The 22,644-nt window shown below is 59.3% G+C and carries 25 protein-coding genes; 8 read left to right on the top strand and 17 right to left on the bottom strand.

What is annotated here, in order from left to right; all coding sequences use genetic code 11:
* The first annotated feature begins 84 nt into the window (after nucleotides 1-84).
* From flgA to AC4PR2_RS01080, 5 genes are all read left to right on the top strand, one after another.
* Entirely contained in the window at nucleotides 85-738 is a 654-nt protein-coding gene (gene flgA, locus AC4PR2_RS01060) for a flagellar basal body P-ring formation chaperone FlgA (protein ID WP_060420907.1), read from the top strand.
* Between the two features lie 129 nt (nucleotides 739-867).
* Entirely contained in the window at nucleotides 868-1,179 is a 312-nt protein-coding gene (gene flgM / locus AC4PR2_RS01065; RefSeq protein WP_492174823.1) for a flagellar biosynthesis anti-sigma factor FlgM, read from the top strand.
* 40 nt (nucleotides 1,180-1,219) lie between these two features.
* A complete protein-coding gene (locus tag AC4PR2_RS01070) occupies nucleotides 1,220-1,654 on the top strand; it encodes a flagella synthesis protein FlgN (protein ID WP_033634998.1) in 435 nt (144 codons plus the stop codon).
* Between the two features lie 231 nt (nucleotides 1,655-1,885).
* On the top strand, nucleotides 1,886-2,257 hold the full coding sequence (locus tag AC4PR2_RS01075) for a type II toxin-antitoxin system RelE/ParE family toxin (RefSeq protein ID WP_492174824.1): 372 nt from the start codon (nucleotides 1,886-1,888) through the stop codon (nucleotides 2,255-2,257).
* Nucleotides 2,254-2,556: a helix-turn-helix domain-containing protein gene (locus AC4PR2_RS01080; RefSeq protein WP_038876832.1), complete on the top strand. Its 303-nt coding sequence runs from the start codon at nucleotides 2,254-2,256 to the stop codon at nucleotides 2,554-2,556. The genes AC4PR2_RS01075 and AC4PR2_RS01080 overlap by 4 nt, the downstream gene beginning before the upstream one ends.
* 2 nt (nucleotides 2,557-2,558) lie before the next feature.
* On the opposite strand, the gene AC4PR2_RS01085 is transcribed toward AC4PR2_RS01080, so the two are convergent.
* The 17 genes from AC4PR2_RS01085 to flhD all read right to left on the bottom strand — a co-directional run bounded on the left by AC4PR2_RS01085 (nucleotide 2,559) and on the right by flhD (nucleotide 19,331).
* Entirely contained in the window at nucleotides 2,559-2,963 is a 405-nt protein-coding gene (locus AC4PR2_RS01085; protein ID WP_060420791.1) for a flagellar protein FlhE, read from the bottom strand.
* The gene (gene flhA / locus AC4PR2_RS01090; RefSeq protein WP_492174825.1) at nucleotides 2,963-5,041 is read right to left on the bottom strand and encodes a flagellar biosynthesis protein FlhA; all 2,079 of its coding nucleotides are present in this window, start codon (nucleotides 5,039-5,041) and stop codon (nucleotides 2,963-2,965) included. Before flhA ends, AC4PR2_RS01085 begins: the two co-directional genes overlap by 1 nt.
* Entirely contained in the window at nucleotides 5,034-6,185 is a 1,152-nt protein-coding gene (flhB, locus tag AC4PR2_RS01095) for a flagellar biosynthesis protein FlhB (RefSeq protein ID WP_443014400.1), read from the bottom strand. The genes flhA and flhB overlap by 8 nt, the downstream gene beginning before the upstream one ends.
* Before the next feature lie 126 nt (nucleotides 6,186-6,311).
* Nucleotides 6,312-6,710 carry a type II toxin-antitoxin system tRNA(fMet)-specific endonuclease VapC gene (gene vapC / locus AC4PR2_RS01100; RefSeq protein ID WP_492174826.1) on the bottom strand — a complete coding sequence of 133 codons (399 nt, stop codon included), beginning with the start codon at nucleotides 6,708-6,710 and terminating at the stop codon, nucleotides 6,312-6,314.
* On the bottom strand, nucleotides 6,710-6,943 hold the full coding sequence (gene vapB / locus AC4PR2_RS01105) for a type II toxin-antitoxin system VapB family antitoxin (protein WP_492174827.1): 234 nt from the start codon (nucleotides 6,941-6,943) through the stop codon (nucleotides 6,710-6,712). The genes vapC and vapB overlap by 1 nt, the downstream gene beginning before the upstream one ends.
* A 125-nt stretch (nucleotides 6,944-7,068) precedes the next feature.
* Complete coding sequence (gene cheZ, locus AC4PR2_RS01110) at nucleotides 7,069-7,713, bottom strand: protein phosphatase CheZ (protein WP_004934858.1); 645 nt, start codon at nucleotides 7,711-7,713, stop codon at nucleotides 7,069-7,071.
* 10 nt (nucleotides 7,714-7,723) lie between these two features.
* Complete coding sequence (gene cheY, locus AC4PR2_RS01115) at nucleotides 7,724-8,113, bottom strand: chemotaxis response regulator CheY (RefSeq protein WP_004934862.1); 390 nt, start codon at nucleotides 8,111-8,113, stop codon at nucleotides 7,724-7,726.
* A 102-nt stretch (nucleotides 8,114-8,215) separates the two neighbouring features.
* On the bottom strand, nucleotides 8,216-9,265 hold the full coding sequence (locus AC4PR2_RS01120) for a protein-glutamate methylesterase/protein-glutamine glutaminase (RefSeq protein WP_492174828.1): 1,050 nt from the start codon (nucleotides 9,263-9,265) through the stop codon (nucleotides 8,216-8,218).
* On the bottom strand, nucleotides 9,265-10,137 hold the full coding sequence (cheR, locus tag AC4PR2_RS01125; protein WP_025159837.1) for a protein-glutamate O-methyltransferase CheR: 873 nt from the start codon (nucleotides 10,135-10,137) through the stop codon (nucleotides 9,265-9,267). Before cheR ends, AC4PR2_RS01120 begins: the two co-directional genes overlap by 1 nt.
* Before the next feature lie 37 nt (nucleotides 10,138-10,174).
* Complete coding sequence (locus AC4PR2_RS01130) at nucleotides 10,175-11,791, bottom strand: methyl-accepting chemotaxis protein (protein ID WP_492174829.1); 1,617 nt, start codon at nucleotides 11,789-11,791, stop codon at nucleotides 10,175-10,177.
* Nucleotides 11,792-11,867: 76 nt separating this feature from the next.
* Nucleotides 11,868-13,538, bottom strand: a complete 1,671-nt coding sequence (locus tag AC4PR2_RS01135; protein ID WP_070914636.1) for a methyl-accepting chemotaxis protein — start codon at nucleotides 13,536-13,538, stop codon at nucleotides 11,868-11,870.
* Between the two features lie 195 nt (nucleotides 13,539-13,733).
* The gene (gene cheW / locus AC4PR2_RS01140) at nucleotides 13,734-14,234 is read right to left on the bottom strand and encodes a chemotaxis protein CheW (protein ID WP_025303271.1); all 501 of its coding nucleotides are present in this window, start codon (nucleotides 14,232-14,234) and stop codon (nucleotides 13,734-13,736) included.
* Between the two features lie 32 nt (nucleotides 14,235-14,266).
* Nucleotides 14,267-16,288, bottom strand: a complete 2,022-nt coding sequence (gene cheA / locus AC4PR2_RS01145; RefSeq protein ID WP_100395637.1) for a chemotaxis protein CheA — start codon at nucleotides 16,286-16,288, stop codon at nucleotides 14,267-14,269.
* The gene (gene motB / locus AC4PR2_RS01150) at nucleotides 16,285-17,364 is read right to left on the bottom strand and encodes a flagellar motor protein MotB (protein ID WP_330112860.1); all 1,080 of its coding nucleotides are present in this window, start codon (nucleotides 17,362-17,364) and stop codon (nucleotides 16,285-16,287) included. Before motB ends, cheA begins: the two co-directional genes overlap by 4 nt.
* A complete protein-coding gene (gene motA / locus AC4PR2_RS01155; RefSeq protein WP_015378266.1) occupies nucleotides 17,361-18,251 on the bottom strand; it encodes a flagellar motor stator protein MotA in 891 nt (296 codons plus the stop codon). The genes motB and motA overlap by 4 nt, the downstream gene beginning before the upstream one ends.
* 145 nt (nucleotides 18,252-18,396) lie before the next feature.
* On the bottom strand, nucleotides 18,397-18,981 hold the full coding sequence (flhC, locus tag AC4PR2_RS01160) for a flagellar transcriptional regulator FlhC (RefSeq protein ID WP_019452971.1): 585 nt from the start codon (nucleotides 18,979-18,981) through the stop codon (nucleotides 18,397-18,399).
* Nucleotides 18,981-19,331 carry a flagellar transcriptional regulator FlhD gene (gene flhD / locus AC4PR2_RS01165; protein ID WP_033643537.1) on the bottom strand — a complete coding sequence of 117 codons (351 nt, stop codon included), beginning with the start codon at nucleotides 19,329-19,331 and terminating at the stop codon, nucleotides 18,981-18,983. Before flhD ends, flhC begins: the two co-directional genes overlap by 1 nt.
* A gap of 1,348 nt (nucleotides 19,332-20,679) precedes the next feature.
* Between flhD and ydgT the strand changes: the two genes are divergently transcribed.
* From ydgT to curA, 3 genes are all read left to right on the top strand, one after another.
* The gene (gene ydgT / locus AC4PR2_RS01170; protein ID WP_492174830.1) at nucleotides 20,680-20,895 is read left to right on the top strand and encodes a transcription modulator YdgT; all 216 of its coding nucleotides are present in this window, start codon (nucleotides 20,680-20,682) and stop codon (nucleotides 20,893-20,895) included.
* A 197-nt stretch (nucleotides 20,896-21,092) separates the two neighbouring features.
* Nucleotides 21,093-21,512 (top strand): universal stress protein UspC, encoded by a 420-nt coding sequence (uspC, locus tag AC4PR2_RS01175; protein ID WP_060420775.1) that lies wholly within the window; start codon nucleotides 21,093-21,095, stop codon nucleotides 21,510-21,512.
* 85 nt (nucleotides 21,513-21,597) lie between these two features.
* Nucleotides 21,598-22,629: an NADPH-dependent curcumin/dihydrocurcumin reductase gene (gene curA, locus AC4PR2_RS01180; protein WP_060420772.1), complete on the top strand. Its 1,032-nt coding sequence runs from the start codon at nucleotides 21,598-21,600 to the stop codon at nucleotides 22,627-22,629.
* Nucleotides 22,630-22,644: the final 15 nt, after the last annotated feature.

Raw genomic sequence — 22,644 nt, forward strand, 5'->3', positions numbered from 1 at the left:
AAAATGGGGCGCTATTTATCTGCTTAGCCTGCGCGCGCTGCGGGTACACTTACGCGTATCCCGATGAAGCTTGAGAAGATGACGATGAAAGGTAAAATGCTGCTGCTTATCGGCCTGCTGTGCAGTCTGAACGCGCGCGCCGACGATCTGGCGACGCAAATCGAAAGCTTCATCAAAGGCAAGTTCACCGGCGAGCCGGTACAGGTGAAAGTGCGGGTGCGCACGCCGCCGGCCCAATGGCCCGCCTGCGAACTGCCCCAGCTGTCGCTGCCGCCCAACGCGCGGATCGGCGGCAACGTCAGCATTTCGGCGCGCTGTGGCCAGGAGCGGCGTTTTATCCAGACGCAGGTGCAGGTGTTCGGCCGCTATCTGGTTTCGGCACGCGGCATCAGCGCCGGCAGCCGGTTAACCGCGGCGGATCTGGCATTGAAGGAAGGCCGGCTCGATACCCTGCCGCCGCGCGCGCTGACCGAAGCGGGCAAAGCGTTAGGCGCCGTCAGCCTGCGCAATATCAGCCCCGGCCAACCGCTGACCCTCGCCATGCTGCGCCGAGCTTGGATTATCAAAGCCGGGCAACCGGTACAGGTCACCGCGCAGGGCGAAGGGTTCAACATCAGCGGTGCGGGCAAGGCGATGAACAACGCCGCCGCCGAAGACAGCGTGCGCGTGCGCATGGCGTCCGGGCAGATCGTCAGCGGCGTGGTCGGGGACGACGGCGCGATTCGCATTACGTTATAAAAAAGTAAAGGTTCCGCAAACCTTGCCGATAAGACAAATCAAGCAGCATTTTATTGGCCACCAGGGCCGCAAAACTTTCATTGCAGCGTCGTCGCCCCCGAGCGGTCACGGCGTAAACGGAGATGGACCATGAGTATCGATCGCACCCAGCGGTTACAGCCGGTTTCCACTGTGCAACCGCGTGAAACCCCGGCCGACAACCCGCTCCAACCGCGTAAGGCCGCCGTGGCCGAAACGGCCGTCAGCGGCACGCAGGTCAAACTGAGCGAGGCGCAGGCGCGCCTGATGCAGCCGGGCACCCAGGATATCGATATGGGCCGGGTCGAGGCCATCAAGCAGGCGATCCGCAACGGCGAACTGAAGATGGACGCCGGCAAAATCGCCTACGCGCTGCTGCAAGACGCGCAGAGCGACATTCAATGGATCGCCGGGCGCGACTGACGGCGCGGCGGCGAGTAGCGGTAAAGGATAAGTCATCACTATGGAAAACCTGGCACAACTGCTGGATAAACTGTTGGAAACGCTGCAGGCGCTCAATGGCGTGCTGGAGGAAGAGCACGACTTGCTGTGTTCCGGCCAGTTGCCCGGCGTGGCGCTGCAGCGCGTAACCGATGCCAAAAGCCAACTGCTGGCGACGGTCGCCTACCTCGAGCAACAGCGTCTGGGGCAGGAAAAAGCCTGCGGGCAACGCGCGCCCTACGCCAGCCATGCGCCCTTGGCCGATCGCTGGCAACGCGTTCAGCTGCTGAGCCAGACGCTGCGCGAGAAGAATCAGCACAATGGCCTGTTGCTCAATCAGCAGATCGACCATAACGCTCAGGCGCTGGCGATCCTCAGCAAGAACAACAAATCGCTGTATGGCCCGGACGGCCAGTCGCACGCCGGCAGCCTGCTCGGCAGAAAAATCGGCGTCTAACCCCCCCTGATTTCGCCCGGTGTGCGCACCACCGGGCGCGGGTTTACCCGGCTATGCGCGCCCTCTCGCATTTTCTTCTTATCGCTTTCTGAATTCCCTTAACGTTATGCGCCAGGCTGCGCAGAACGGATATTTGCCTGTTCCTCATCACTCCCTATTTCGTCATCTTAGCTCGGTCGTTAAACATCTTGATCTATACCCACTAAGGGTATATTTTCACACGGAGAGTGAATGACCGACATTTATCTCACAAAAGCCTTCCAGACATTTGCCGGCGACGAACGCATCAGTGACGCCACGATAGTGAAAGCGGCGCGAGAGATGCAAAATCAGTTGTACGACGCCAATCTCGGTGGTTGCGTTTACAAAAAACGCATCACCCGGATGGGGAGTGGAAAACGGCGCGGGTATCGGGTATTAATCGCAACGGCAGATGAAGGCAGGATCTTTTTCATGTATGGCTTTGCCAAAAACGAAAGAGACAACATCAATCAGGATGAGTTAATTTCCTGGCGGCATTTGGCGGCGCTGTATCTGGATTATTCACCATTCAGACTGTATCAGCTGGTCAACTGCGGGGAATTACTAAGGTTACAACTATGAGCAAGATGCTGAAATCGATCCACCAGGAAGTTCAGGGCCTGCACCGCGCCGGTTTCGTCGACGACGTGACCATGCGCACCTTCGACATGCTGTGTCTGCGGCCGGTGAAACAGTTCGGGCCGGCCGAGATCCGCGCGCTGCGCGAACGGGAAAACGTCAGTCAGCCGGTGTTTGCGCTGTATCTCAACGTCAGTAAAAAGGCGGTACAAAAATGGGAGCGCGGCGAAGCGCAACCGAACTCCGCCGCAATGAAGCTGCTGTCACTGGTGGAACGCAACGGCCTGCAAATTCTGGCCTGATCCTACTGATAATTGACGATGACCTGATTGCCAATCACGCGCAGCGGCGGGTTCAGCCCGCCTTGCGACTGCACGTAATAGACAAAGCGCAATTCCGCATTGGCCGGTTCGCCCTGCAAACCGTTGCTGCTGCCGCTGCCGCCGCCGAGCGGAATGCAGCGGTTCACCGTACACAGCTGGGCCTGCAGCCCGACCGGCTCCGGCCCCAGTAAACGGTAGCGCCAGCTGACGCTGGTGATGCGCGCATTGGCATCCGGCAACGCGTTCGGCGGCCGCAAACCGGCGGACTCATCGCGCATGCCGCCCTGTTCCAACGTCACGCCCCCCCCTTCGGCCACCCAGGAACCGGACACCGCACCGGCGGTTAACGGCGCCAGCAAACACAACACGAACAGACAGCGTTTCATCAGGCGGCTCCAATGGTCGACGTCATGCGAATCTGGCGATCGTCGTTGATTTCGAGGTTGGACAACACCACGATCTGCGGCAGGCTGCGGTGCAGGAAGCGCGCCAGCAAGGCCCGCAGCGCATGGTTGACCAGCAGCACCGGCGGCGCGCTGAGCATCTCTTGCCGCTGCAGCGCCTGGCGCGCCTGATCCAGCAGGCGATCGGCCAGCCCCGGCTCCAGACCGCCACCGCCCTGCAACGCCTGCAACAACAGGCGCTCCAGTTGGGTATCCAAACCGATGACCTGAATCTCGCCGTTGCCCGGGAACCACTGCTGCGTGATCGCCCTGCCCAGCGCTACCCGCACCACGGTGGTCAGCTCATAAGGATCGCTTTGCGCCGGAGCATGCTCCGCCAGCGTTTCGACGATGGTGCGCATATCGCGGATAGAAACACGCTCGGCCAGCAGGTTTTGCAGCACCTTGTGCAGCGTGGTCAGTGATACCACGCCCGGCACGAAGTCTTCGGTCAGTTTCGGCATCTCCTGCGACACGCGATCCAGCAACTGTTGGGTTTCCTGGCGGCCAAACAGCTCGCTGGCGAACTGGCCGATCAGGTGATTGAGGTGCGTCGCCACAACGGTGCTGGCTTCAACCACGGTAAAGCCCTGGATCTGCGCCTGCTCGCGCAAGGCGCTGTCGATCCACACCGCCTCGAGCCCAAAGGCCGGATCGACGGTTTTGTCTCCCGCCAGCTCACCCACGGCATTGCCGGGGTTGATCGCCAGCCAGCGGCCCGGCTGCGCTTCACCGCTGCCGATCTCGACGCCTTTCATCAGGATGCGGTAGCTGGCAGGCGGCAGTTCCAGGTTGTCGCGAATGTGTACCACCGGCGGCAGATACCCCATGTCCTGCGCGAATTTCTTGCGAATACCGCGGATACGCCCCAGCAGCTCACCGTTTTGTTGAAAATCGACCATCGGAATCAACCGATAGCCTACTTCCATCCCCAGCGGATCCTCCAACTGCACGTCGGCCCAGCTGGCTTCGGCGGCCTGCGGGTTGTCCGGCATCACCGGCGCCTCCACCGCTTTCGGTGCCTGTTGTTCACGGCCGCGCAGCCACCAGGCCAGGCCCAGCAAAGCGGCGGTAAACAGCAGGAACACCAGGTTCGGCATGCCCGGCACCAGGCCCAACAGCCCCAGTACCCCGGCGCTCAGCAGCATCACGCGCGGATTGTTGAACAGCTGGCCCACCATCTGCTCGCCGACGTCCTGATCGGTCGCGACGCGAGTGACGATAACGCCGGCGGCGGTAGAGATCACCAACGCCGGGATCTGCGCCACCAGGCCGTCGCCGATGGTCAGCAGCGTATAGCTTTCCGCTGCAGCCCCCAGCTCCATGCCGTGTTGCACCACGCCGACCAACAGGCCGCCGACCACGTTCAGCACCATGATCATCAGGCCGGCGATGGCGTCGCCGCGCACGAATTTACTGGCACCGTCCATCGAGCCGTAGAAATCGGCCTCCTGGGTGACTTCGGCGCGGCGTTTCTTCGCTTCGTCCTCGCCGATCAACCCGGCGTTCAGATCGGCGTCGATCGCCATCTGTTTACCCGGCATGCCGTCCAGGACGAAACGCGCGCCCACTTCGGCGATACGCCCGGCCCCCTTGGTGATGACCATGAAGTTGATCAACACCAGGATGATGAACACCACGATACCGATGGCGAAGTTGCCGCCCACCAGGAAGTGGCCGAAGGCCTCCACCACGCGGCCGGCGGCGGCGGAACCGGTGTGCCCCTCCAGCAAGATAATGCGCGTGGACGCGACGTTGAGCGACAAACGCAGCAGCGTGGAGAACAGCAGAATGGTCGGGAAGGCGGCGAATTCGAGCGTGCGCTGGGTGAACATCGCCACCAGCAGCACCATGATCGACAGCGCGATGTTGAAGGTAAACAGCAGGTCGAGGATAAACGCCGGCAACGGCAGCACCATCATCGACAGGATCAACAGGATCAACACCGGGCCGGCCAACACCTGCCACTGCGTATCTTTAAAATTGCCCGGCAAACGAAGCAGGGAGGCCAAATTAGCCATCAGAGTCACTCTCTCTTGCAAAATCCAGTGCTTCCGGCACCGGTAAACGTTCAGGTTTTTTCGGGATCAGGCCGCCCTCGCGCCGCCAGCGGCGCAGTTGGTACACCCAGGCCAGCACTTCGGCGACCGCGGCATACAGGGTGGCCGGAATATGTTGTCCAATCTCGCTGTGTCGATACAGCGCACGCGCCAGCGGCGGCGCTTCCAGCATCGGGATGCGGTGCTCCGCACCGAGTTCGCGAATGCGCAAGGCGATTTCGCCCGCCCCCTTGGCCAGCACTTTCGGCGCACTCATTTTTTTGTCGTTGTACTGCAACGCGACGGCGTAGTGCGTCGGGTTGGTGACGATCACGTCCGCCTTGGGCACATCGGCCATCATGCGGCGCCGGGCGATCGCCCGCTGCTGCTGGCGAATACGTCCCTTAACGTGCGGGTCCCCTTCCTGGTCTTTGAATTCGTCGCGAATATCCTGCTTGGTCATCTTCAGCTTTTTGAAGTGGCTCCACAGCTGGTAGAACACGTCGAACGCCACCATCGGCGTCAATCCCAGCACCACCAGAAAACCGCAGAACAGAATCATCTGCAGCGCATTGCCCAACGCATCGAGCGGCTGCTGGGTCATCAGATGCAGCATTGCCGCCCAGTTATGCCAGAGATAGAGGCCTGTCACCCAGCCGACCAGCGTTGCTTTCAGGATCCCTTTCAGCAGCTCGGCCAGCACCTGGCTGGAAAAGATGCGCTTCAACCCGGACAACGGGTTCAGCCGTTTCAAATCGAATTTGATCGACTTGCCGCTGAACAGAATGCCTCCCAACAGCATCGGCGCGGCGAGCGCCACCAGCACCAGCCCCGCCATGATTGGCAACAGCGCCAGCACGGCCTGGCGCAGCAACATGCCCAGCTGGCGCAGCATCTGTTTATCGTTGCTGACCATGCCATGGTCGAAGTTCAACCCCTGCGTGAGCATCGCCGCCAGCTGTTGCGCCACGTTGCTGCCGGACATCAGGATGATCGCGAGGCCCGAGAGCAGCATCAGTACCGAGGTCAGTTCGCGGGAACGCGGGATCTGGCCGTCTTCACGCGCCTTCTCCAGCCTGTGGGGCGTGGGGGCCTCGCTTTTTTCCAGATCGCTGTCTTCAGCCACGAAACGCCGTTCCTGTGTCGAGAGGGTAAAGAATGGCGGTCAGCATGCCAAAAAATTGGCGATGTCATTGACGGAACAACGGGGGAAAAGGCGGGTTATTTAGGGGATGAGACCATCAGGGAGAGGTTACAACCAATTTTCCAGCCGCAAACCCTCAACGCGATCAAATTCGCGTCGATTATTGGTCACCAGGATCAATCCTTCGCTGCGCGCATGGCCGGCGATATGTAGATCGTTTACGCCAATAGGCGTTCCCTGGCGTTCCAGCGCAGCGCGGATGTTGCCGTAGTGCGATGCTGCTTTGGCGCTGTAATCGAGAATGTCCAATCGGGAGACAAAATCCTCAACGACTCTGGCGTTCACCGCTGGGCGAGCGCTTTTCTCCACCCCGTGAACGAATTCGCCATAGGTGATCGACGAAATGACCATTTTACCTGCATAGCGATTGAATGCCTCCAGCACTTCCAGCGGGCGGCGCTTAATGACATAGATAACAATGTTGGTGTCCAGCATATGGCTGAACATCAAAAATCTTCCCGCTCGCGCTGGTGCTGCCCGGCACGTTCATTGAGGAAATCATCGCTCACCTCATTTTCCGCACAGAAGAAGCTATCCCAGGTATTCTCCAGGGGGGCAAGAATGCGCTCTTTGCCCACTACGCGGACGGTCACTTTAGAAACGGTATCAGGGAAACGCACCTCTGCAGGCAAGCGTACAGCCTGTGTCCGATTTTTGGTAAAGACAGAACCTAACGTCATGGCGACCTCCTTTAACTGGAGTACAAATTATAACCGCTATGATGTATATAGCAATGCTATATACATTAATCTTTGCGGGACACCGCGCAACTTTCGGGGCGCGCCGTCGCGCGCCCCGAAAAACCTCAGAAACCGAGGCTGTCGAGCAGATCGTCGACCTGCGCCTGGTTGGCGATCACGCCGACGCCGTTCTGGTCGAGCTGCGGGCCGTTCAGCAGGCTGTCGTTTGGCCGTTTTTCCTTCACCGGCTGCTCCGGCATGTTTTCCATCAGCACCATCAGCAGCTGCTTTTCGATCTCCTGCACCACGTCCATCATGCGCTTGATCACCTGGCCGGTCAGATCCTGGAAGTCCTGCGCCATCATGATTTCCAGCAGTTGGGCATTGGTGAAGGCCGTATGGCCCGGCACCTGATCCAGATACTGGCGCGTGTCGTTAACCAGAGAACGCGCGTCGTCCAGTTCGATGGGGTTGGCGAACCACTCGTCCCAGCGCCCTTTCAACGCGTTTGCGCCGGATTCCAGCTCCGCCTGGCGCGGTTGCGCCGCCTCCACGCAGTTCAACGCCCGTTCCGCCGCCTGCGCCGTCATGGTTACGACATAGTCAAGACGGTCGCGCGCATCCGGGATCGCCTCTGCCGCCTGGGCGATCGCCTGATCGAGCCCCAGTTCGCGCATGCTGTCGCGCAGCATTCGGGTCAGTTGGCCGATGCGGGAGATGATCTCTCCCGCGGTCGCTGCATCGCTGGCAGGCATTGGAATGTCTCTCATCGCCCTCTCCTTACATGCCCAATTTTTCAAAAATCTTGTTGAGCTTTTCTTCCAGCGTTGCCGCCGTAAAAGGTTTCACTACATAACCGCTGGCGCCGGCCTGCGCCGCCGCGATGATATTTTCTTTCTTGGCTTCCGCCGTCACCATCAGTACCGGCATCGCGGCCAGCGCGCTATCGGCGCGGATGGTTTGCAGCAGCTCCAGCCCGTCCATGTTCGGCATGTTCCAGTCGGACACCACGAAGTCGAAACCGCCGGCGCGCAGCTTGTTCAGCGCATCCGCGCCGTCTTCAGCTTCTTCGACGTTGTTGAAGCCCAGCTCTTTAAGCAAATTTCTGACGATGCGGCGCATGGTGGAGAAATCGTCCACAACCAGAAATCTGAGGTTCTTATCTGCCATTGTTACTCCTGAAATAGTTAACCGTTTAATGATGCAAAACCGCAGGCCGCCGCACGGCGAACCTGGGTCATATCGCCGCCGGGTGGCCCCTGCGGACTAAAATCAAATGCGCAATGCCTGGCCGCCGGCGATCTGCGCCAGCATGCGCTGGCTCATCCTGTCCAGCTCGACCACTTCGCTGACGCCGCCGCTGGCGATCGCCTCGCGCGGCATGCCGAACACCACGCAGCTCGCCTCGTTCTGCGCCAGGGTATAGGCCCCGGCGCGGTGCATCTCCAGCATCCCCGCCGCTCCGTCGTTGCCCATCCCGGTGAGGATCACGCCCACCGCATTGCGGCCGGCATATTGCGCCACCGAGCGGAACAGCACGTCGACCGAGGGGCGATGGCGGTTGACCGCCGGGCCGTCATGCAGCTTCACCTGATAGTTGGCGCCGCTGCGCGTCAGCTCCAGGTGACGATCCCCCGGAGCGATGTAGGCGTGGCCCGGCAGTACGCGCTCGCCGTCCTCCGCTTCTTTCACCGTGATCTGGCACAGCTTGTTCAGCCGCTCGGCGAACGAACGGGTGAAACCCGGCGGCATGTGCTGGGTGATCAGCAACGCCGGGCTGGTTGCCGGCAACGGCTGCAGCACCTGGCGGTTCGCTTCGGTGCCGCCGGTGGAAGCGCCGATGGCGATCAGTTTTTCACTGCTCAGCAGCGGCGCATGGCTGAGGATCGCCGGCGCCGGGCTGCTGGAACGCTGCGGCAGGCGTGCTCTGGCGGCGGTGCGGATCTTCTCGGCAATCAGCTCGCTGTAGGCCAACATGCCCTCGCGAATGCCGAGCTGCGGTTTGGTCACGAAGTCCACCGCGCCCAGTTCCAGCGCGCGCAGCGTGATTTCCGAGCCTTTGCCGGTCAGCGAAGAGACCATCACCACCGGCATCGGCCGCAGGCGCATCAGCTTCTCGAGGAAATCCAGCCCGTCCATGCGCGGCATCTCGACGTCCAGCGTCAGCACCTGAGGATTAAATTTTTTGATCAGATCGCGCGCCACCAACGGATCCGGCGCGGTCGCCACCATCTCCATGTCGGCGTGGCCGTTCACGATTTCCGTCATCAGCTGGCGCATCAGTGCCGAATCGTCTACGCATAACACTCTGATTTTACTCATTACCTCTCCTTGGTCAGCCCATACACGGTCTGCCCACGCAAGTAGAAATCCCGGCTGATCTGGCTGAAATTCTCGGAGTGGCCAGCAAACATCAGCCCCCCCGGCTTAAGCAAGGGAACGAAGCGGCGCAGGATGCGCTCCTGCGTCGCCTTATCGAAATAGATCATGACGTTGCGGCAAAAAATGGCGTCGAATTGCCCCGGCAGAGCCCACTCCGGCGCCAGCAGGTTCAGCGGCTGAAAGTTCACCCGCGCCGCCAGCTCCGGCCGCACGCGCACCAGCCCCTGATGCGGCCCGGTGCCGCGCAGAAAATAGCGCTGCATTTGGGTCGGCGTCAGGGTGCGCAGATCTTCCTGGCGGTAAACGCCCGCCTCCGCTTTTTCCAGCACCTGCGTATCGATATCGCTGGCCCAAACCTGGCAACTGCCGGCCCGTTGGCCCAATGCATCGCTCAGCGTGATGGCGATCGAATACGGTTCTTCGCCGGTCGAGGCCGCGGTGCTCCAGACGCTGTAGCCGTTCGGCCGCGAGCGCGCGTGCTCCGCCAGGATCGGGAAGTGATGCGCCTCGCGGAAAAAGGCCGTCAGGTTGGTGGTCAGCGCGTTGATAAACGCCTGCCACTCCGCGCTGTTCGGGTCGCTTTCCAGCAGCGCCAGGTAGTCGCCGAAATCGTGCAATCCCAACAGCCGCAAACGGCGCACCAGGCGGTTGTAAACCATCTCGCGCTTATGCTCCGCCAGCACAATGCCGGCGCGTTGATAAATCAACTGGCTGATACGGCGAAAATGCACGTCCGACAGCGGCAGGCGCTGCACCATTTGCGTCAACATCGACGCAGTATCCCGGTTAGAAGTTGACGGCGCCTGTTTCATGCCACCTCACCGGGGAAAAACGTGCTGCTTATGCGGTTTAACAATCTTGGGCTTCCTTTACCACGGGTGAAACTGCGTTGTTGCTGTTACCTGGCGCGACGAAGTTATCGTCCGCCAGACGGAATACCGCGACCGCGTCGGCCAGGGTAATGGCCTGCTCTTCCAGCGCGGTGGCGGCCGAAGCGGACTCTTCCACCAGCGCGGCGTTCTGCTGGGTGACCTGATCCATCTGGGTCACCGCCTGCGTCACCTGCTCGATGCCGCGGCTCTGTTCCTCCGAAGCCGACGCGATCTCGCCCATGATGTCGGTCACGCGGGTCACCGAACGCACGATGTCCTGCATGGTGGCGCCGGAGTTTTCCACCAGCACCGAGCCGTGTTTGACGCGGCTGACCGATTCGTCGATCAGCACCTTGATCTCTTTCGCCGCCTGCGCGCTGCGGCTCGCCAGGTTGCGCACTTCGCCGGCGACCACGGCGAAACCGCGCCCCTGTTCACCGGCGCGCGCCGCTTCCACCGCCGCATTGAGCGCCAGAATGTTGGTCTGGAAAGCGATGCCGTCAATCACGCTGGTGATGGCGCCGATTTTCTGCGAACTGTTGGCGATATCGTGCATGGTGGTCACCACGTCGCCGGCCAGTTCGCCGCCCTTGGCCGCGGTGGCCGAGGCGTCGCGCGCCAGCTGAGAGGCCTGCCGCGCATTGTCGGCGTTCTGTTTCACCGTGGCGGTCAGCTGTTCCATGCTGGCGGCGGTTTCTTCCAGCGAAGCGGCCTGCTGCTCGGTGCGGGAAGAGAGATCGTTATTGCCTTCGGATATCTCCTGCAGGCCGATCAGAATCGACTCCGCCCCGTCGCGCACGGCGCCGACGGTGCCGATCAGCGACTGCTGCGTGCGTTGCAGGCTGGCGAACAGCATGCTGATTTCATTGCGGCCATACACCTGAATCGGCGTCGCCAAATCGCCGGCGGCGATGCGTTCAAAGTGGCTGCGGATTTGGTTCAGCGGCTGCACCAGCATGGTACGCAACCACCACATGGCGCTGCCGGTCACCACGATCAGCATCAAGACCGCCCCCGCCAGCATCAGGCCCGCCAGCGTGAAGGAGAACTGGTTGGCGTCTCTGGCTTCGCTGATGTCGCCGTTGACCAGCTGCAGGTACTGCACGAAGTCGGCCTCGAACAGGTCTTGGGTTTTCTGCGTCGGCTGATCCATAAATGCCTGCAGCTCCCCCTTCTCCAGGAAGCCGATCAGCTCGCGCAGCGCGCCGCGCAGCCGCTCGTAGCTGGCCTTGGTCGTTGCCGTCTGCTGACTCTGTTGCTCACTGCTGCGCTCAACCGCCATGAACTGATTGAAATAGAGATCGGCCTTCTGCAGCGAACTGCGGGCGCTGCTCATCAATTCGTTCACCTGCTCCTGCGGCAGTTTCAGCGCCGCGCGGGTGCCGGCGCGGTTCAGCGTATTGCGCGCCTGCAACAGCGACACCCAGCTCAGGCTGAGCGAATCGCGCTGTTGGCTGCCGAGGGTGATGATGTCGAGGTTGTGGTTATCGGAGCGAAACGCGGAATACGACAGGCCGCTGCTGGCCAACTGCAGAACGCAGAAGGTCATCAACAGCAGGAACAAGCTGGTAGAGATACGGATTCGGTTAAACACTGTGAACCTCCTTGCAGCCGGCCGGCGACCGGCCTACGTAGGGAAAAGGGCCTCTGCGAGAGAGGCCCGATACCGGTCAGAACGTTTCCCAGTTATCCTGCAGATCGCTGGCGTTCATTTTCTTATGATTGATTACCGGTGTTACCGTCGCCTTGCTGGTGGCAGGCGCTTTAAACTCTTCCTGGCCTTCCGACCTCAGGCGGAATACCGCCACCGACTGGGTCAGCATGCTGGCCTGTTCTTCCAGCGCTGCCGCCGCCGAGGCGGATTCTTCCACCAACGAGGCGTTCTGCTGGGTCACGCGGTCCATTTCCGCTACCGCCTGGCCAACCTGATCGATACCGCGGCTCTGCTCGTCAGAAGCCGACGCGATTTCGCCCATGATGTCGGTCACACGGGTAACGGCGTTGACGATATCGCCCATGGTTTCGCCGGCGCTTTCCACCAGCACGGAGCCCATATCGACGCGGCTGACCGAGTCTTCGATCAGGCCTTTGATCTCTTTTGCCGCCTGCGCGCTGCGCTGCGCCAGGTTGCGCACTTCACCGGCCACCACCGCGAAGCCGCGGCCCTGCTCGCCGGCGCGCGCCGCTTCCACCGCGGCGTTCAACGCCAGGATGTTGGTCTGGAAGGCGATGCCGTCGATCACGCCGGTGATATCGGCGATTTTCTGCGAGCTGCCGGCGATGTCGTGCATGGTCTGCACCACGTTGGCCACGACCTTGCCGCCTTTCTGCGCAGTTTCGGAGGCGCTCAGCGCCAGCTGTGAAGCCTGACGGGCGTTTTCGGCGTTCTGTTTCACCGTCGCGGTCAGCTGTTCCATGCTGGCGGCGGTCTCTTCCAGCGAAGCGGCCTGCTGCTCGGTGCGGGAGGAGAGATCGTTGTTGCCCGCGGCGATTTCCGACGCGCCGCTGTAGATGGCGTCCGCGCCCTGACGCACGCCGCTGACGGTTTCGATCAGCTCGCTTTGCATGTGTTTCAGGCTGGCCGCCAGCACGCCCATTTCGTTGCGGCTGGTGACGACGATCTGCTGAGTCAGGTCGCCGGCGGCGATCTGTTTGATGTGGTCAATCATGCGGTTCAGCGGGCGCACCAGGATATGATGGATGCCGGTCCAGGCCAGTACGATCACCGCCAGCACCACCACCAGAACCACGATCAGCGTCCAAATGGCCGAGTTGTAGGAGCTGTTGCTGCCGTCGACCGCGATTTGATACAGCTTGCCGTTTTGCTCCAGATAAACGTTGTAGCTCTGCTCAAAGTTGTCCTGGTAGCTCTGCGTAGGCTGATCGAAGAAAGCGTTAATCTTGCCTTCGCCCAGCAGTTGGATCAGTTCAGAGAGCGCGCCGTACAGAATGTCGTACTGTTGCTTAACGCGCTCTGCCGACTGGGGATCCTGACGCGGATCCTGAGGGATTTTTTCGTAAGCGGCATAGTGTCTTTCCGCCTCGGCCAGCTCTTCTTTCGCTTTGCCCAGCAGTTCATCAATGGTGGCGCCGCTGCCGATCTTATTGGTATCCATCATGTAGCGAATACCGGCACGGTTCAGGGAGTTGCGCGCCTGCAGCAGGTCAACGCGGCTTTCACTCAGCTGCAGCTGCTGCTGGCGGATAGTTTGCAGGACGGTAAAGTTTTCCTTATCGCTTTTCAGCGAGGAGAAAAAGAGTCCGCCCGAAATCAACTGCAAGGCGCCAAACAGCACCAACACCAGCAACAGGCTGGTGACCACCTTCATACGATTTAACATGATTTCCCTTGTTGAAGCCCGCGCAGACAGGCTCTGATGACGTTGAATGTGAGAGTTATCGGCGCCGTGCGGCAAAACTTTATGCGGGAAAGTAACTATTTTTAGTGGGGGTTCCGGGCTCGGTCGGCGGCGTCGCGACAGGTCAGGAAGAGTGATGGATGAAGGGGGCAGCGCCCTGCCCCCTCGGGTCATGAATCAGACGCTTTTCGCCACGCTGTCGACCAGCGACATCTCTTCGCTGCTCAGCAGCTTTTCGATATCCACCAGGATCAGCATGCGCTCGCCCAGCGAACCGAGACCGGTGAGGTATTCGGTCGCCAGCGTCACCGCGAACTCCGGCGCCGGGCGGATCTGCTCGGCGGTCAGCGACAGCACGTCGGAAACGCCGTCGACCACGATGCCCACCACGCGCTGGCCAAAGTTCAGCACGATCACCACGGTGTTTTCATCGTAAGACACGCTTTGCTGCGAGAATTTCACCCGCAGATCGATGATCGGGACGATCACGCCGCGCAGGTTAGTGACGCCCTTGATGAACGCCGGCGTGTTGGCGATACGGGTCACCTGATCGTAGCCGCGAATTTCCTGCACCTTGAGGATATCGATGCCGTACTCCTCGTTGCCCAGGGTAAAAATCAGAAACTCTTGCCCTACCGTTTCGCCAGCCAATTTGCTGACGGCTGCCAATCCTGCCATATCATTCACCTTTTAAATCAATAAACTCATTATTATGCGGCGGCGTCCGTCAGACGCTTTTCACGGTTCAAGGTTTGCAACGCCGAGACATCGACGATCAAGGCCACGCTGCCGTCGCCCAAAATGGTCGCGGCGGAGATGCCCGGCACTTTGCGGTAGTTGCTTTCCAGATTCTTCACCACCACCTGATGTTGGCCAATCAGCTGATCCACCAGCAACGCATAGCGGCGGCCGGCGCTTTGCAGGATAACGACGATGCCCTGCGTGGCGTCGGTTTTGGCACCTTCCACTTCAAATACCCGATACAGCTCCACCAGCGGCAGATATTCGCCGCGCACCTGCAGCACGCGTTCGCCCCCGGCCAGCGGATGCAGATCTTCCGCCTGCGGCTGCAGCGATTCCATTACCGCGTTCAGCGGCAGGATAAAGACTTCGTCGTTCACCTTGACCGACATGCCGTCGAGGATCGCCAGCGTCAGCGGCAGCAGGATGCGGATGGTGGTGCCTTTACCGGCCTGCGAACGGATCTCGACGTGGCCGCCCATCTCCTGAATATTCCGTTTCACCACGTCCATGCCGACGCCGCGGCCGGAAACGTCGGTCACCTGCTCGGCGGTGGAGAAGCCCGGTGCGAAGATCAGCATGCCGACCTCTTCATCGCTCATGCTGTCGCTCACCGCCAGCCCTTGCGACGCGGCCTTGGCGAGAATTTTTTCGCGGTTCAGGCCCGCGCCGTCGTCGATAACCTCAATGCAGATGTTGCCGCCCTGGTGTTCGGCCGACAGCACCAGATTGCCCACCGCCGACTTGCCGGCGGCGATGCGGGTGCCCGGCTCTTCGATACCGTGATCGAGGCTGTTGCGCACCAGGTGCGTCAACGGATCGATAATGCGTTCGATCAGGCTCTTGTCCAGTTCGGTGGAACTGCCCTGCAGCGTCAGCTCCACCTGCTTGTTCAGCTTGCCGGCCAGATCGCGCACCAGGCGCGGATAGCGGCTGAAGACATATTCCATCGGCATCATGCGGATCGACATCACCGACTCCTGCAGATCGCGCGCGTTACGCTCCAGCTGGCTCATGCTGTTCAGCAAATCGCCGTGGTTCACCGGATCGAGCGTGCCGGAGCGCTGCGCCAGCATCGACTGGGTGATCACCAGCTCGCCCACCAGGTTGATCAGCTGATCCACCTTTTCCACCGCCACGCGAATGCTGGTGGACTCGCTCGCCTTGGCGCGCGCTTTCGGCGCTTCCGCCGGAGCGGCGGCCGGTTTGGCGGCAGGCGGCGCGGCGTTCGCGACCGGCGCAGGTGCAGCTTCCGGCGCGGCGACCGCTGCCGGTAAGCTCGCTTCTGCAACGGCCGGTTCGCTCTGCGTCGGCGTCGAGAAGCTGATTTGTTCCGGCTCCAGCACGAAGCACAGCACGGCGCTGATGTCGTCTTCGCTGGCGGAGGTGAGCAACGTCACGTCCAGACTGTGTTCCGTCTGATGAGGGTCTTTAACCTCGCCGAGGTTGCCCAGCTCTTCCAACATCAAGGGGATTTCACTGGCTTTCAGCCCGTTCAGGCTGATGCGCATGCCGCCTTCGATCGCCGCCGGCGCAGCCGCCGGCTTCACGACAGGCTGCTGAACGGCCGGTTGAGCAGCAGGCGCCTCCTGCTGCTGCTGCGCCTCCAACGCCAGCTGGCGCAGCGCCTGGCAAATGTATTCAAAGCTTTCGGCATCAGGCTGTTGCGAGGTTTTATAGGCGTCCAGTTGCTCCTGCATAATGTCTTTGGTTTCCAGAAACAGGTTGATAATCTCGGTGCTCAGGCTCATTTCCTGGCGTCTTGCACCGTCCAGCAGGTTCTCCAGCAGGTGGGTCGTTTCCTGCAGCACCGAAAAGCCAAAGGTCGCCGCACCGCCCTTGATCGAGTGCGCCGCGCGGAAGATGGCGTTTAACGGCTCGATATCGGGGGCCAGCGGATCCAGCTCCAGCAGGTGTTGCTCCATGTCGGCCAGCAACTCGTCCGCCTCATCAAAGAAGGTCTGATAAAAATCGCTAATGTCCATGCTCACGGGGTCACCTCTGGCTGTGAGTCGCGGTTAGTCGGTGCGGGTGCGGCCGCCGGTTGTTCCGGCGCTTGGCCGGCCGGGGCTATCGCCGGGGATGCCTGCGATTGAGCGACAGGGTCCGCCGCCGGCGGCGGCGTCGCTTGATTGGTCGGCGTTACCGCCTGGGGTTCCGGCGTTTGGCTGGCCGGCGCAGTCGCCGATGGCGCCAGCTGCTTCAGGCTAGCCGGCTGGGCGATATCCATCGCGTTGCTTTCGGCATTTTCGTGTTCGATGCCTTCTTGCGTTTGCTTATTCAGCACCAGCACGGTGATGCGACGGTTAATCGCGTCATCGGCACCGTGCTGTTTCAGGCTCATGGTGGCCGCCATGCCCACCACCCGCAGCACTTTGCCTTCTGCCAAGCCGCCGGCGATCAGCTCGCGCCGGGAGGCGTTGGCGCGATCGGCCGACAGTTCCCAGTTGCTGTAGCCGCGCTCGCCGGTGGCGTAAGGGATATCATCAGTGTGGCCGGACAGGCTGATCTTGTTCGGCAGGTCGTTAAGGATCGGCGCTATCGCCCGCAGAATATCGCGCATATAGCTCTCGACCTGCGCGCTGCCGGTTTTGAACATCGGCCGGTTCTGACTATCGATAATCTGGATGCGCAGCCCTTCGTCCATCATGTTGATCAACAGATGCGGTCGCAGCGCCTTCAGGCGCGGGTCGGACTCAATCAATTCGTCCAGCTTTTCGCGCAGCTTGTTCAGGCGCAGCTCTTCGGCGCGCGAGTCCGGCGAGTCGACCTGCTTTCTCACCAGGCCGTGCTGCTGGGTAGGATCGTCGCCGCCGCCCGGGATCGGGCTGCTTTCGGAACTGCTCTTGTCGCCGCTGGTCAGGGCGACCTTAAGCGGCGTGCGGAAATATTCGGCGATTTGCGTCAGCTCCTGCGGGCTGGCGATCGCCAGCAGCCACATCACCAGGAAGAACGCCATCATCGCCGTCATAAAATCGGCATAAGCGATCTTCCAGGAGCCGCCGTGATGGGCGGCATGATGCGACTTGCGCTTTCTGACCAGAACGACCGGATGATTCTGTTTCATGCTTCTTCTTCTTCCGTCGCCTGCTGCGCCGGCGCTTTCACGCGGCGCACGTGTTCTTCCAGCTCAACGAAAGAAGGACGTTCGGTGGTGTACAGCGTTTTACGGCCAAACTCGACGGCGATCTGCGGCGCGTAACCGTTCAGGCTCGACAGCAGCGTGACCTTGATGCACTGCATCATCTTGACGTTTTCGGCGCTCTTCTGGCGCAGCAACGTGGCCAGCGGCGAGATAAAGCCGTAGGCCAGCAAAATGCCGAGGAAAGTACCGACCATGGCGTTAGCGATCAGCGCGCCCAGTTCCGCTGCCGGCCGATCGGCCGAAGCCAGGGCGTGCACCACCCCCATCACCGCCGCGACGATACCGAACGCCGGCAAGGAGTCGCCCACCATCGCCAGGCTGCCGGCGGGCACTTCACTTTCCTGTTCGTAGGTTTCGATCTCTTCGTCCATCAGCGCTTCGATCTCGAACGCATTCATATTGCCGCTCACCATCAGCCGTAAATAGTCGGTAATGAACTCCACCAGGGTGTTATCGGCAAGGATGCGCGGATAATTAGAGAAAATTTCACTTTCTTGTGGATTATCGATGTCGAACTCGAGCGACAGCATGCCTTGCTGACGCGATTTGGCCAGCAGGCGGAACAACAGCGCCATCAGATCCATGTACAGATCTTTGTTGTATTTGGAACGGCGCATCAGCCGCGGCAGCGCGCGCAGCGTAGCCTTGATCGCCTTGCCGTTGTTGCCGACGATGAAAGCGCCGACCCCCGCCCCGCCGATAATCAGAAACTCCGCCGGTTGATATAACGCACCGAGATGACCGCCCACGATCAGGTAGCCGCCAAACACCGCACCCAATACCACGAGATAACCCAAAATAACTAGCACACGCATTCCTTAAATTAACAATGTGGATGGAAGGTGGGGCAAACGCGCCCTGGCGCGACAGACCAGGCTGCGTGTCTGGGGGCGGCATGCCGCCCCTGCGTATCACACGTCGGTATTCATTGCCGAGAGCCGGCAATGTGGCGGCTCAAATGGCGCGTTTGACCTGCTCGTCCAGCAGTTGAGGAATAATATCGGCCAGTTGCGGCGAAAGTTTACGTCTTTTTACGGCGCGGGATGGGGGTTGGCATAAACTGCAGATGAAACCGTTCAGCGGCTGGTGCGCGTGGGTGATAAATGCGCCGCCACAGCAGCTGCAGGCGGAAAGCTGCAGCATGCCGCTGTCGACGAAACGCACCAGCGTCCAGGCACGGGTCAGTGCCAGCAGCGGCGCATCGCCGGCCTGCTGGGGGCACTGCTCCAGGTAGAGGCGATAGGCTTTAATCACCGCCTCCACCCCGCTGCACTGCCCGCTTTTCATCAGAAACAGGTAGGCGTTGTAAAACATCGACGAGTGAATATTCTGTTCCCAGGTCATAAACCAGTCGGTTGAGAACGGCAACATCCCTTTTGGCGGCGGGCTACCGCGCAACTCCTTATAAAGTTTAATCAAGCGCCCGCGGCTGAGCTGGGTTTCGCTCTCCAGCATCTGCAAACGGGCTCCCAGTGAAATCAGCTCCATGGCGAGCTGAATGTCCTTGGCTTCTTGAACAATACTTTTCTCAACCATCATCAGGCTCTTTTCTTCGTCGGGCTAGCGTCTTTACTCGATAGCTCTTGCAGTAAATGGCTTGATAGCAAAATGCCGGTATGGATTTGTTGCAGATCGTCGACGCGCGACTCTTTGGTCAGGCGTTCGATGGTCTGGTGATCGTTAAAGCGGAAGTGGCAAACCAGCTGGTTGGTCTCGGCCAGTTTGACCATTTGCGGTAAAGTCAGCTGCGCCAACGCGTCGGCCATGGTTTCATCGATACCAAGGCGGAACATCGCGGACGCTTTTTCATCGTTGATCAAACGCTGTGCTAAAAGTAAATATGACAAATTGATGTCATAAATATGCTTAAGTAATTCAGACGTACCCATATTCCCCATCCCGACAGACTATGTTTAAAAACATACGCTGGGTGATAAATTTTATCGCCCGTGACCTGGGTTGTTTCCCAAAGTTGGCAAATTAATCTCTCAAAAACGACTGCTATAATTTTCGCCAATCGCTAAATTCGACCACTGTTCAGTATTTGCTACGAGCGTAAACCAACGTGTATGGATGTACAGCATTCTGCTTCGATAGTGTTTAGTCACCATGAAACTATTTTTACAAATTTAATAAGATTATTCCTAAAGCAGCGCAACTCTACCCCCGAACCATTAGCACACACAATGTAAGTGAGAGGCAATTTTAAATACAATGTGACATAGATCACAAAAATAAAAAATATTTAAGCCAAATACCCCCAAATACGCACATTTATTGACCACCATTTTGCTCACAAAACAGACGCAGGTAAAAAAACGTCTTAAAAACAATGTTTATCAGCCAAAAAATTATCTTTTTTAGATCAATTCGAACAAAAGCATCACCAAACCAAAATAACAGAACAAAAATCTGCATGTAGCCGACAAACTCAGCATAAATAACCAGTTAAGCCGCTAAAAAATATCCAAGCTGAAAAATAACCGCTGTAAACTATAAGGTTATTAGCTATCAGATTTGACTTAAGCCCCCCGCTTGAGGCTGTTCTAATTTTCAACATCAGGTGATTAAGGCTTATCAATGATTCGCTGGCGTAGTGAACAAGCAAACAGACGTAACGATATGTTTCCGTATCAGCACGGCGAAAGAATGGTCTTTTTACGTTAAATCACCCCTAAAACGGTATATCGGCAGCACACCCTAAAACTTTAATGCTTTTTTATTTCTTTTCTGTCGCCGTTATAATTATTCCGCAGGTGAATAGATTATTAACCCGCCCCCGTTCCCACCCTTTCATTGCGATAAAATAAAACGCAGTTTTGTTTTACTCTCCCCAATCCTCAGCGTCAGGGAGGCGAAACCTCAACGCAAGCGGCAATGACAAACACCGCGTAATGCCGTTGCGCCTCTTAGGGCGGGTGAAAAAAACGCCGCAAAAGCGACAGCGCGAACTGGCGCGCAGCAGGAACAGCGGCGCTTCTGCCGTCATCCGCGCAGCCTCGCCCTGAGACTTTCCCTATTTCTTCATTTATCAGCAGGATGAGATTGCTGATGACGCACTTGCATATTATGATTTATCGAAGCGCCGCCGCAGGCGACGCCTCATTATTACCCAGTGCAATTTATCTACTTGAAATGATTTTTGTCAGGTCGTACATCACTGCCTCGGCGGCGTCGCCGTGAGCCGCTGATGTGTTATTCACCCGGCTTTAACTATTAACAGGCTATATTTTAATCATGACCGATACGCTCGAATATTTGCTGACATTCCGTAAATGCTCCTCTTTGGACAGCCTGGAAACGGTGTACGACAAACTGAACTATTCCATTGAAAATGATACAGAAATGAGCAACATGTACCGCGCCGCCGACCACCGTCGCGCCGAGCTGGTTGCCGGTAAATTGTTCGATCTGGGCAAGGTGCCGAAAACGCTGTGGGCGCAGGTGCTTTAATTCAGCGAAATTACGTGCGGCAACGGTTTTATCTTTTATTGCTATATAACCGGGCAAACGCCGCTTTTATTGCCGCGCGTGATGCGAAACACATTTATTACGCCCATCAGGTTCTACCCTTTATCCGAGCGCAGCATGTTCTCTAAGGCCACCGACGCGGCAGCCTGAAACACGGCGGAAACAACAAGGAGTGGGATATGGGGTATCAAAACGTTCTGGTCACCGTCGCCGTCGCGCCTGACAGCCACCGCCTGGTGGAAAAGGCCGTCTCTATCGTCCGCCCCTACGCCGGCAACATCACCCTGTTAAGCACCCTCGCCAACCCGGAAATGTACAACAATTTCGCCGGGCCGATGCTGGGCGATTTGCGCACGCTGATGGAGGAGGAAACCCGGCTGTTTATGGAAGAGCTGCGTCAACGCGCCGGTTACCCGATTGCTGATATGCTGATCGTGCACGGCGAACTGGGTGACAGCCTGGAATACGCCAGCCGCAGCAGGCCGTTCGACCTGCTGCTGTGCGGCAATCACCGCGACGGCATGATGAACAAAGTCTCCTGTTCCGCCGCCCGCTTCATCAATATCAGCCATATTGACGTACTGATCGTCCCGCTCTAAGGCTAAGCACATTCGGTAACGTTGCCTTGCCGCCCCTGAACTAGGCTTAACGAACCTTGTTTGTCGCAATGCAAAGGAGCTCTCGATGTCCCCTTCTCAACAGAACCGCCGCTTCCTGCTGGCCTCGCGCCCCCACGGCGAACCGACGGCGGCGAACTTTCGTCTCGACACCGTCCCCGTGCCGCAGCCCGGCGCGGGACAGCTGTTGTTGCGTACCGTTTATCTGTCGCTGGATCCTTATATGCGCGGGCGCATGAGCGATGCCCCTTCTTATGCGCCGCCGGTCGAGATCGGTCAGGTGATGGTGGGTGGCACGGTCTCGCGCGTGGCGGTCTCACAGCATCCCGACTTCAACGTCGGCGATTGGGTGCTGGGTTATGACGGCTGGCAGGATTATGCCCTGTCCGACGGCAGCGGCCTGCGCAACCTCGGCCCGCACCTGCCGCACCCTTCCCGCCTGCTGGGCGTGCTGGGCATGCCAGGGTTTACCGCTTACATGGGGTTACTCGATATCGGCCAACCGCAGGCGGGTGAAACGCTGGTGGTGGCCGCCGCCAGCGGGGCAGTCGGTTCGGTGGTCGGCCAAATCGGGAAGCTGAAAGGCTGCCGCGTTGTCGGCGTTGCCGGCGGAGCGGAAAAGTGCCGCTATGTGGTGGAAGAATTGGGTTTCGACGCCTGCATCGATCACCGCGCGCCCGACTTTGCCGAGCAATTGGCCGCTGCCTGCCCGCAGGGCATCGACATCTATTATGAAAACGTCGGCGGTGCGGTGTTCGACGCCGTGTTGCCGCTGTTGAACGCCAAAGCCCGCATTCCGGTCTGCGGCATCATTGCCCATTACAATGCCACCGGATTACCCGCCGGGCCGGACCGTTTGCCGCTGCTGGAGGGGCTGATCCTGCGTAAACGCATTCGTATGCAAGGCTTTATCATCTTCGACGACTACGGCTCTCGCTTTGATGAGTTCCTGCAACAGATGAGCAGTTGGGTCGAGCAGGGGAAAATCAAGTTCCGCGAGGACATCGTCGACGGGCTGGAACAGGCGCCGCAGGCGTTTATCGGTCTGCTGCAGGGCAAGAACTTCGGCAAACTGGTGATCCGCGTCGCCGACGAGTAACCGGTAACAGGGCGT

The sequence above is a fragment of the Serratia sp. A07 genome (genome assembly GCF_058725505.1).

Bases quoted from the DNA above. Each gene is read 5' to 3' on its own strand.
- flhD (WP_033643537.1), bottom strand. From the start codon at position 19,331: ATGGGTACGTCTGAATTACTTAAGCATATTTATGACATCAATTTGTCA.
- AC4PR2_RS01080 (WP_038876832.1), top strand. From the start codon at position 2,254: ATGAGCAAGATGCTGAAATCGATCCACCAGGAAGTTCAGGGCCTGCAC.
- curA (WP_060420772.1), top strand. From the start codon at position 21,598: ATGTCCCCTTCTCAACAGAACCGCCGCTTCCTGCTGGCCTCGCGCCCC.
- AC4PR2_RS01070 (WP_033634998.1), top strand. From the start codon at position 1,220: ATGGAAAACCTGGCACAACTGCTGGATAAACTGTTGGAAACGCTGCAG.
- AC4PR2_RS01135 (WP_070914636.1), bottom strand. From the start codon at position 13,538: ATGTTAAATCGTATGAAGGTGGTCACCAGCCTGTTGCTGGTGTTGGTG.
- flhA (WP_492174825.1), bottom strand. From the start codon at position 5,041: ATGGCTAATTTGGCCTCCCTGCTTCGTTTGCCGGGCAATTTTAAAGAT.
- uspC (WP_060420775.1), top strand. From the start codon at position 21,093: ATGGGGTATCAAAACGTTCTGGTCACCGTCGCCGTCGCGCCTGACAGC.
- flhC (WP_019452971.1), bottom strand. From the start codon at position 18,981: ATGATGGTTGAGAAAAGTATTGTTCAAGAAGCCAAGGACATTCAGCTC.
- ydgT (WP_492174830.1), top strand. From the start codon at position 20,680: ATGACCGATACGCTCGAATATTTGCTGACATTCCGTAAATGCTCCTCT.
- cheW (WP_025303271.1), bottom strand. From the start codon at position 14,234: ATGGCAGGATTGGCAGCCGTCAGCAAATTGGCTGGCGAAACGGTAGGG.
- flgA (WP_060420907.1), top strand. From the start codon at position 85: ATGAAAGGTAAAATGCTGCTGCTTATCGGCCTGCTGTGCAGTCTGAAC.
- vapC (WP_492174826.1), bottom strand. From the start codon at position 6,710: ATGTTCAGCCATATGCTGGACACCAACATTGTTATCTATGTCATTAAG.
- cheZ (WP_004934858.1), bottom strand. From the start codon at position 7,713: ATGAGAGACATTCCAATGCCTGCCAGCGATGCAGCGACCGCGGGAGAG.
- AC4PR2_RS01120 (WP_492174828.1), bottom strand. From the start codon at position 9,265: ATGAGTAAAATCAGAGTGTTATGCGTAGACGATTCGGCACTGATGCGC.
- motB (WP_330112860.1), bottom strand. From the start codon at position 17,364: ATGAAACAGAATCATCCGGTCGTTCTGGTCAGAAAGCGCAAGTCGCAT.
- AC4PR2_RS01085 (WP_060420791.1), bottom strand. From the start codon at position 2,963: ATGAAACGCTGTCTGTTCGTGTTGTGTTTGCTGGCGCCGTTAACCGCC.
- cheY (WP_004934862.1), bottom strand. From the start codon at position 8,113: ATGGCAGATAAGAACCTCAGATTTCTGGTTGTGGACGATTTCTCCACC.
- flgM (WP_492174823.1), top strand. From the start codon at position 868: ATGAGTATCGATCGCACCCAGCGGTTACAGCCGGTTTCCACTGTGCAA.
- cheR (WP_025159837.1), bottom strand. From the start codon at position 10,137: ATGAAACAGGCGCCGTCAACTTCTAACCGGGATACTGCGTCGATGTTG.
- AC4PR2_RS01075 (WP_492174824.1), top strand. From the start codon at position 1,886: ATGACCGACATTTATCTCACAAAAGCCTTCCAGACATTTGCCGGCGAC.
- vapB (WP_492174827.1), bottom strand. From the start codon at position 6,943: ATGACGTTAGGTTCTGTCTTTACCAAAAATCGGACACAGGCTGTACGC.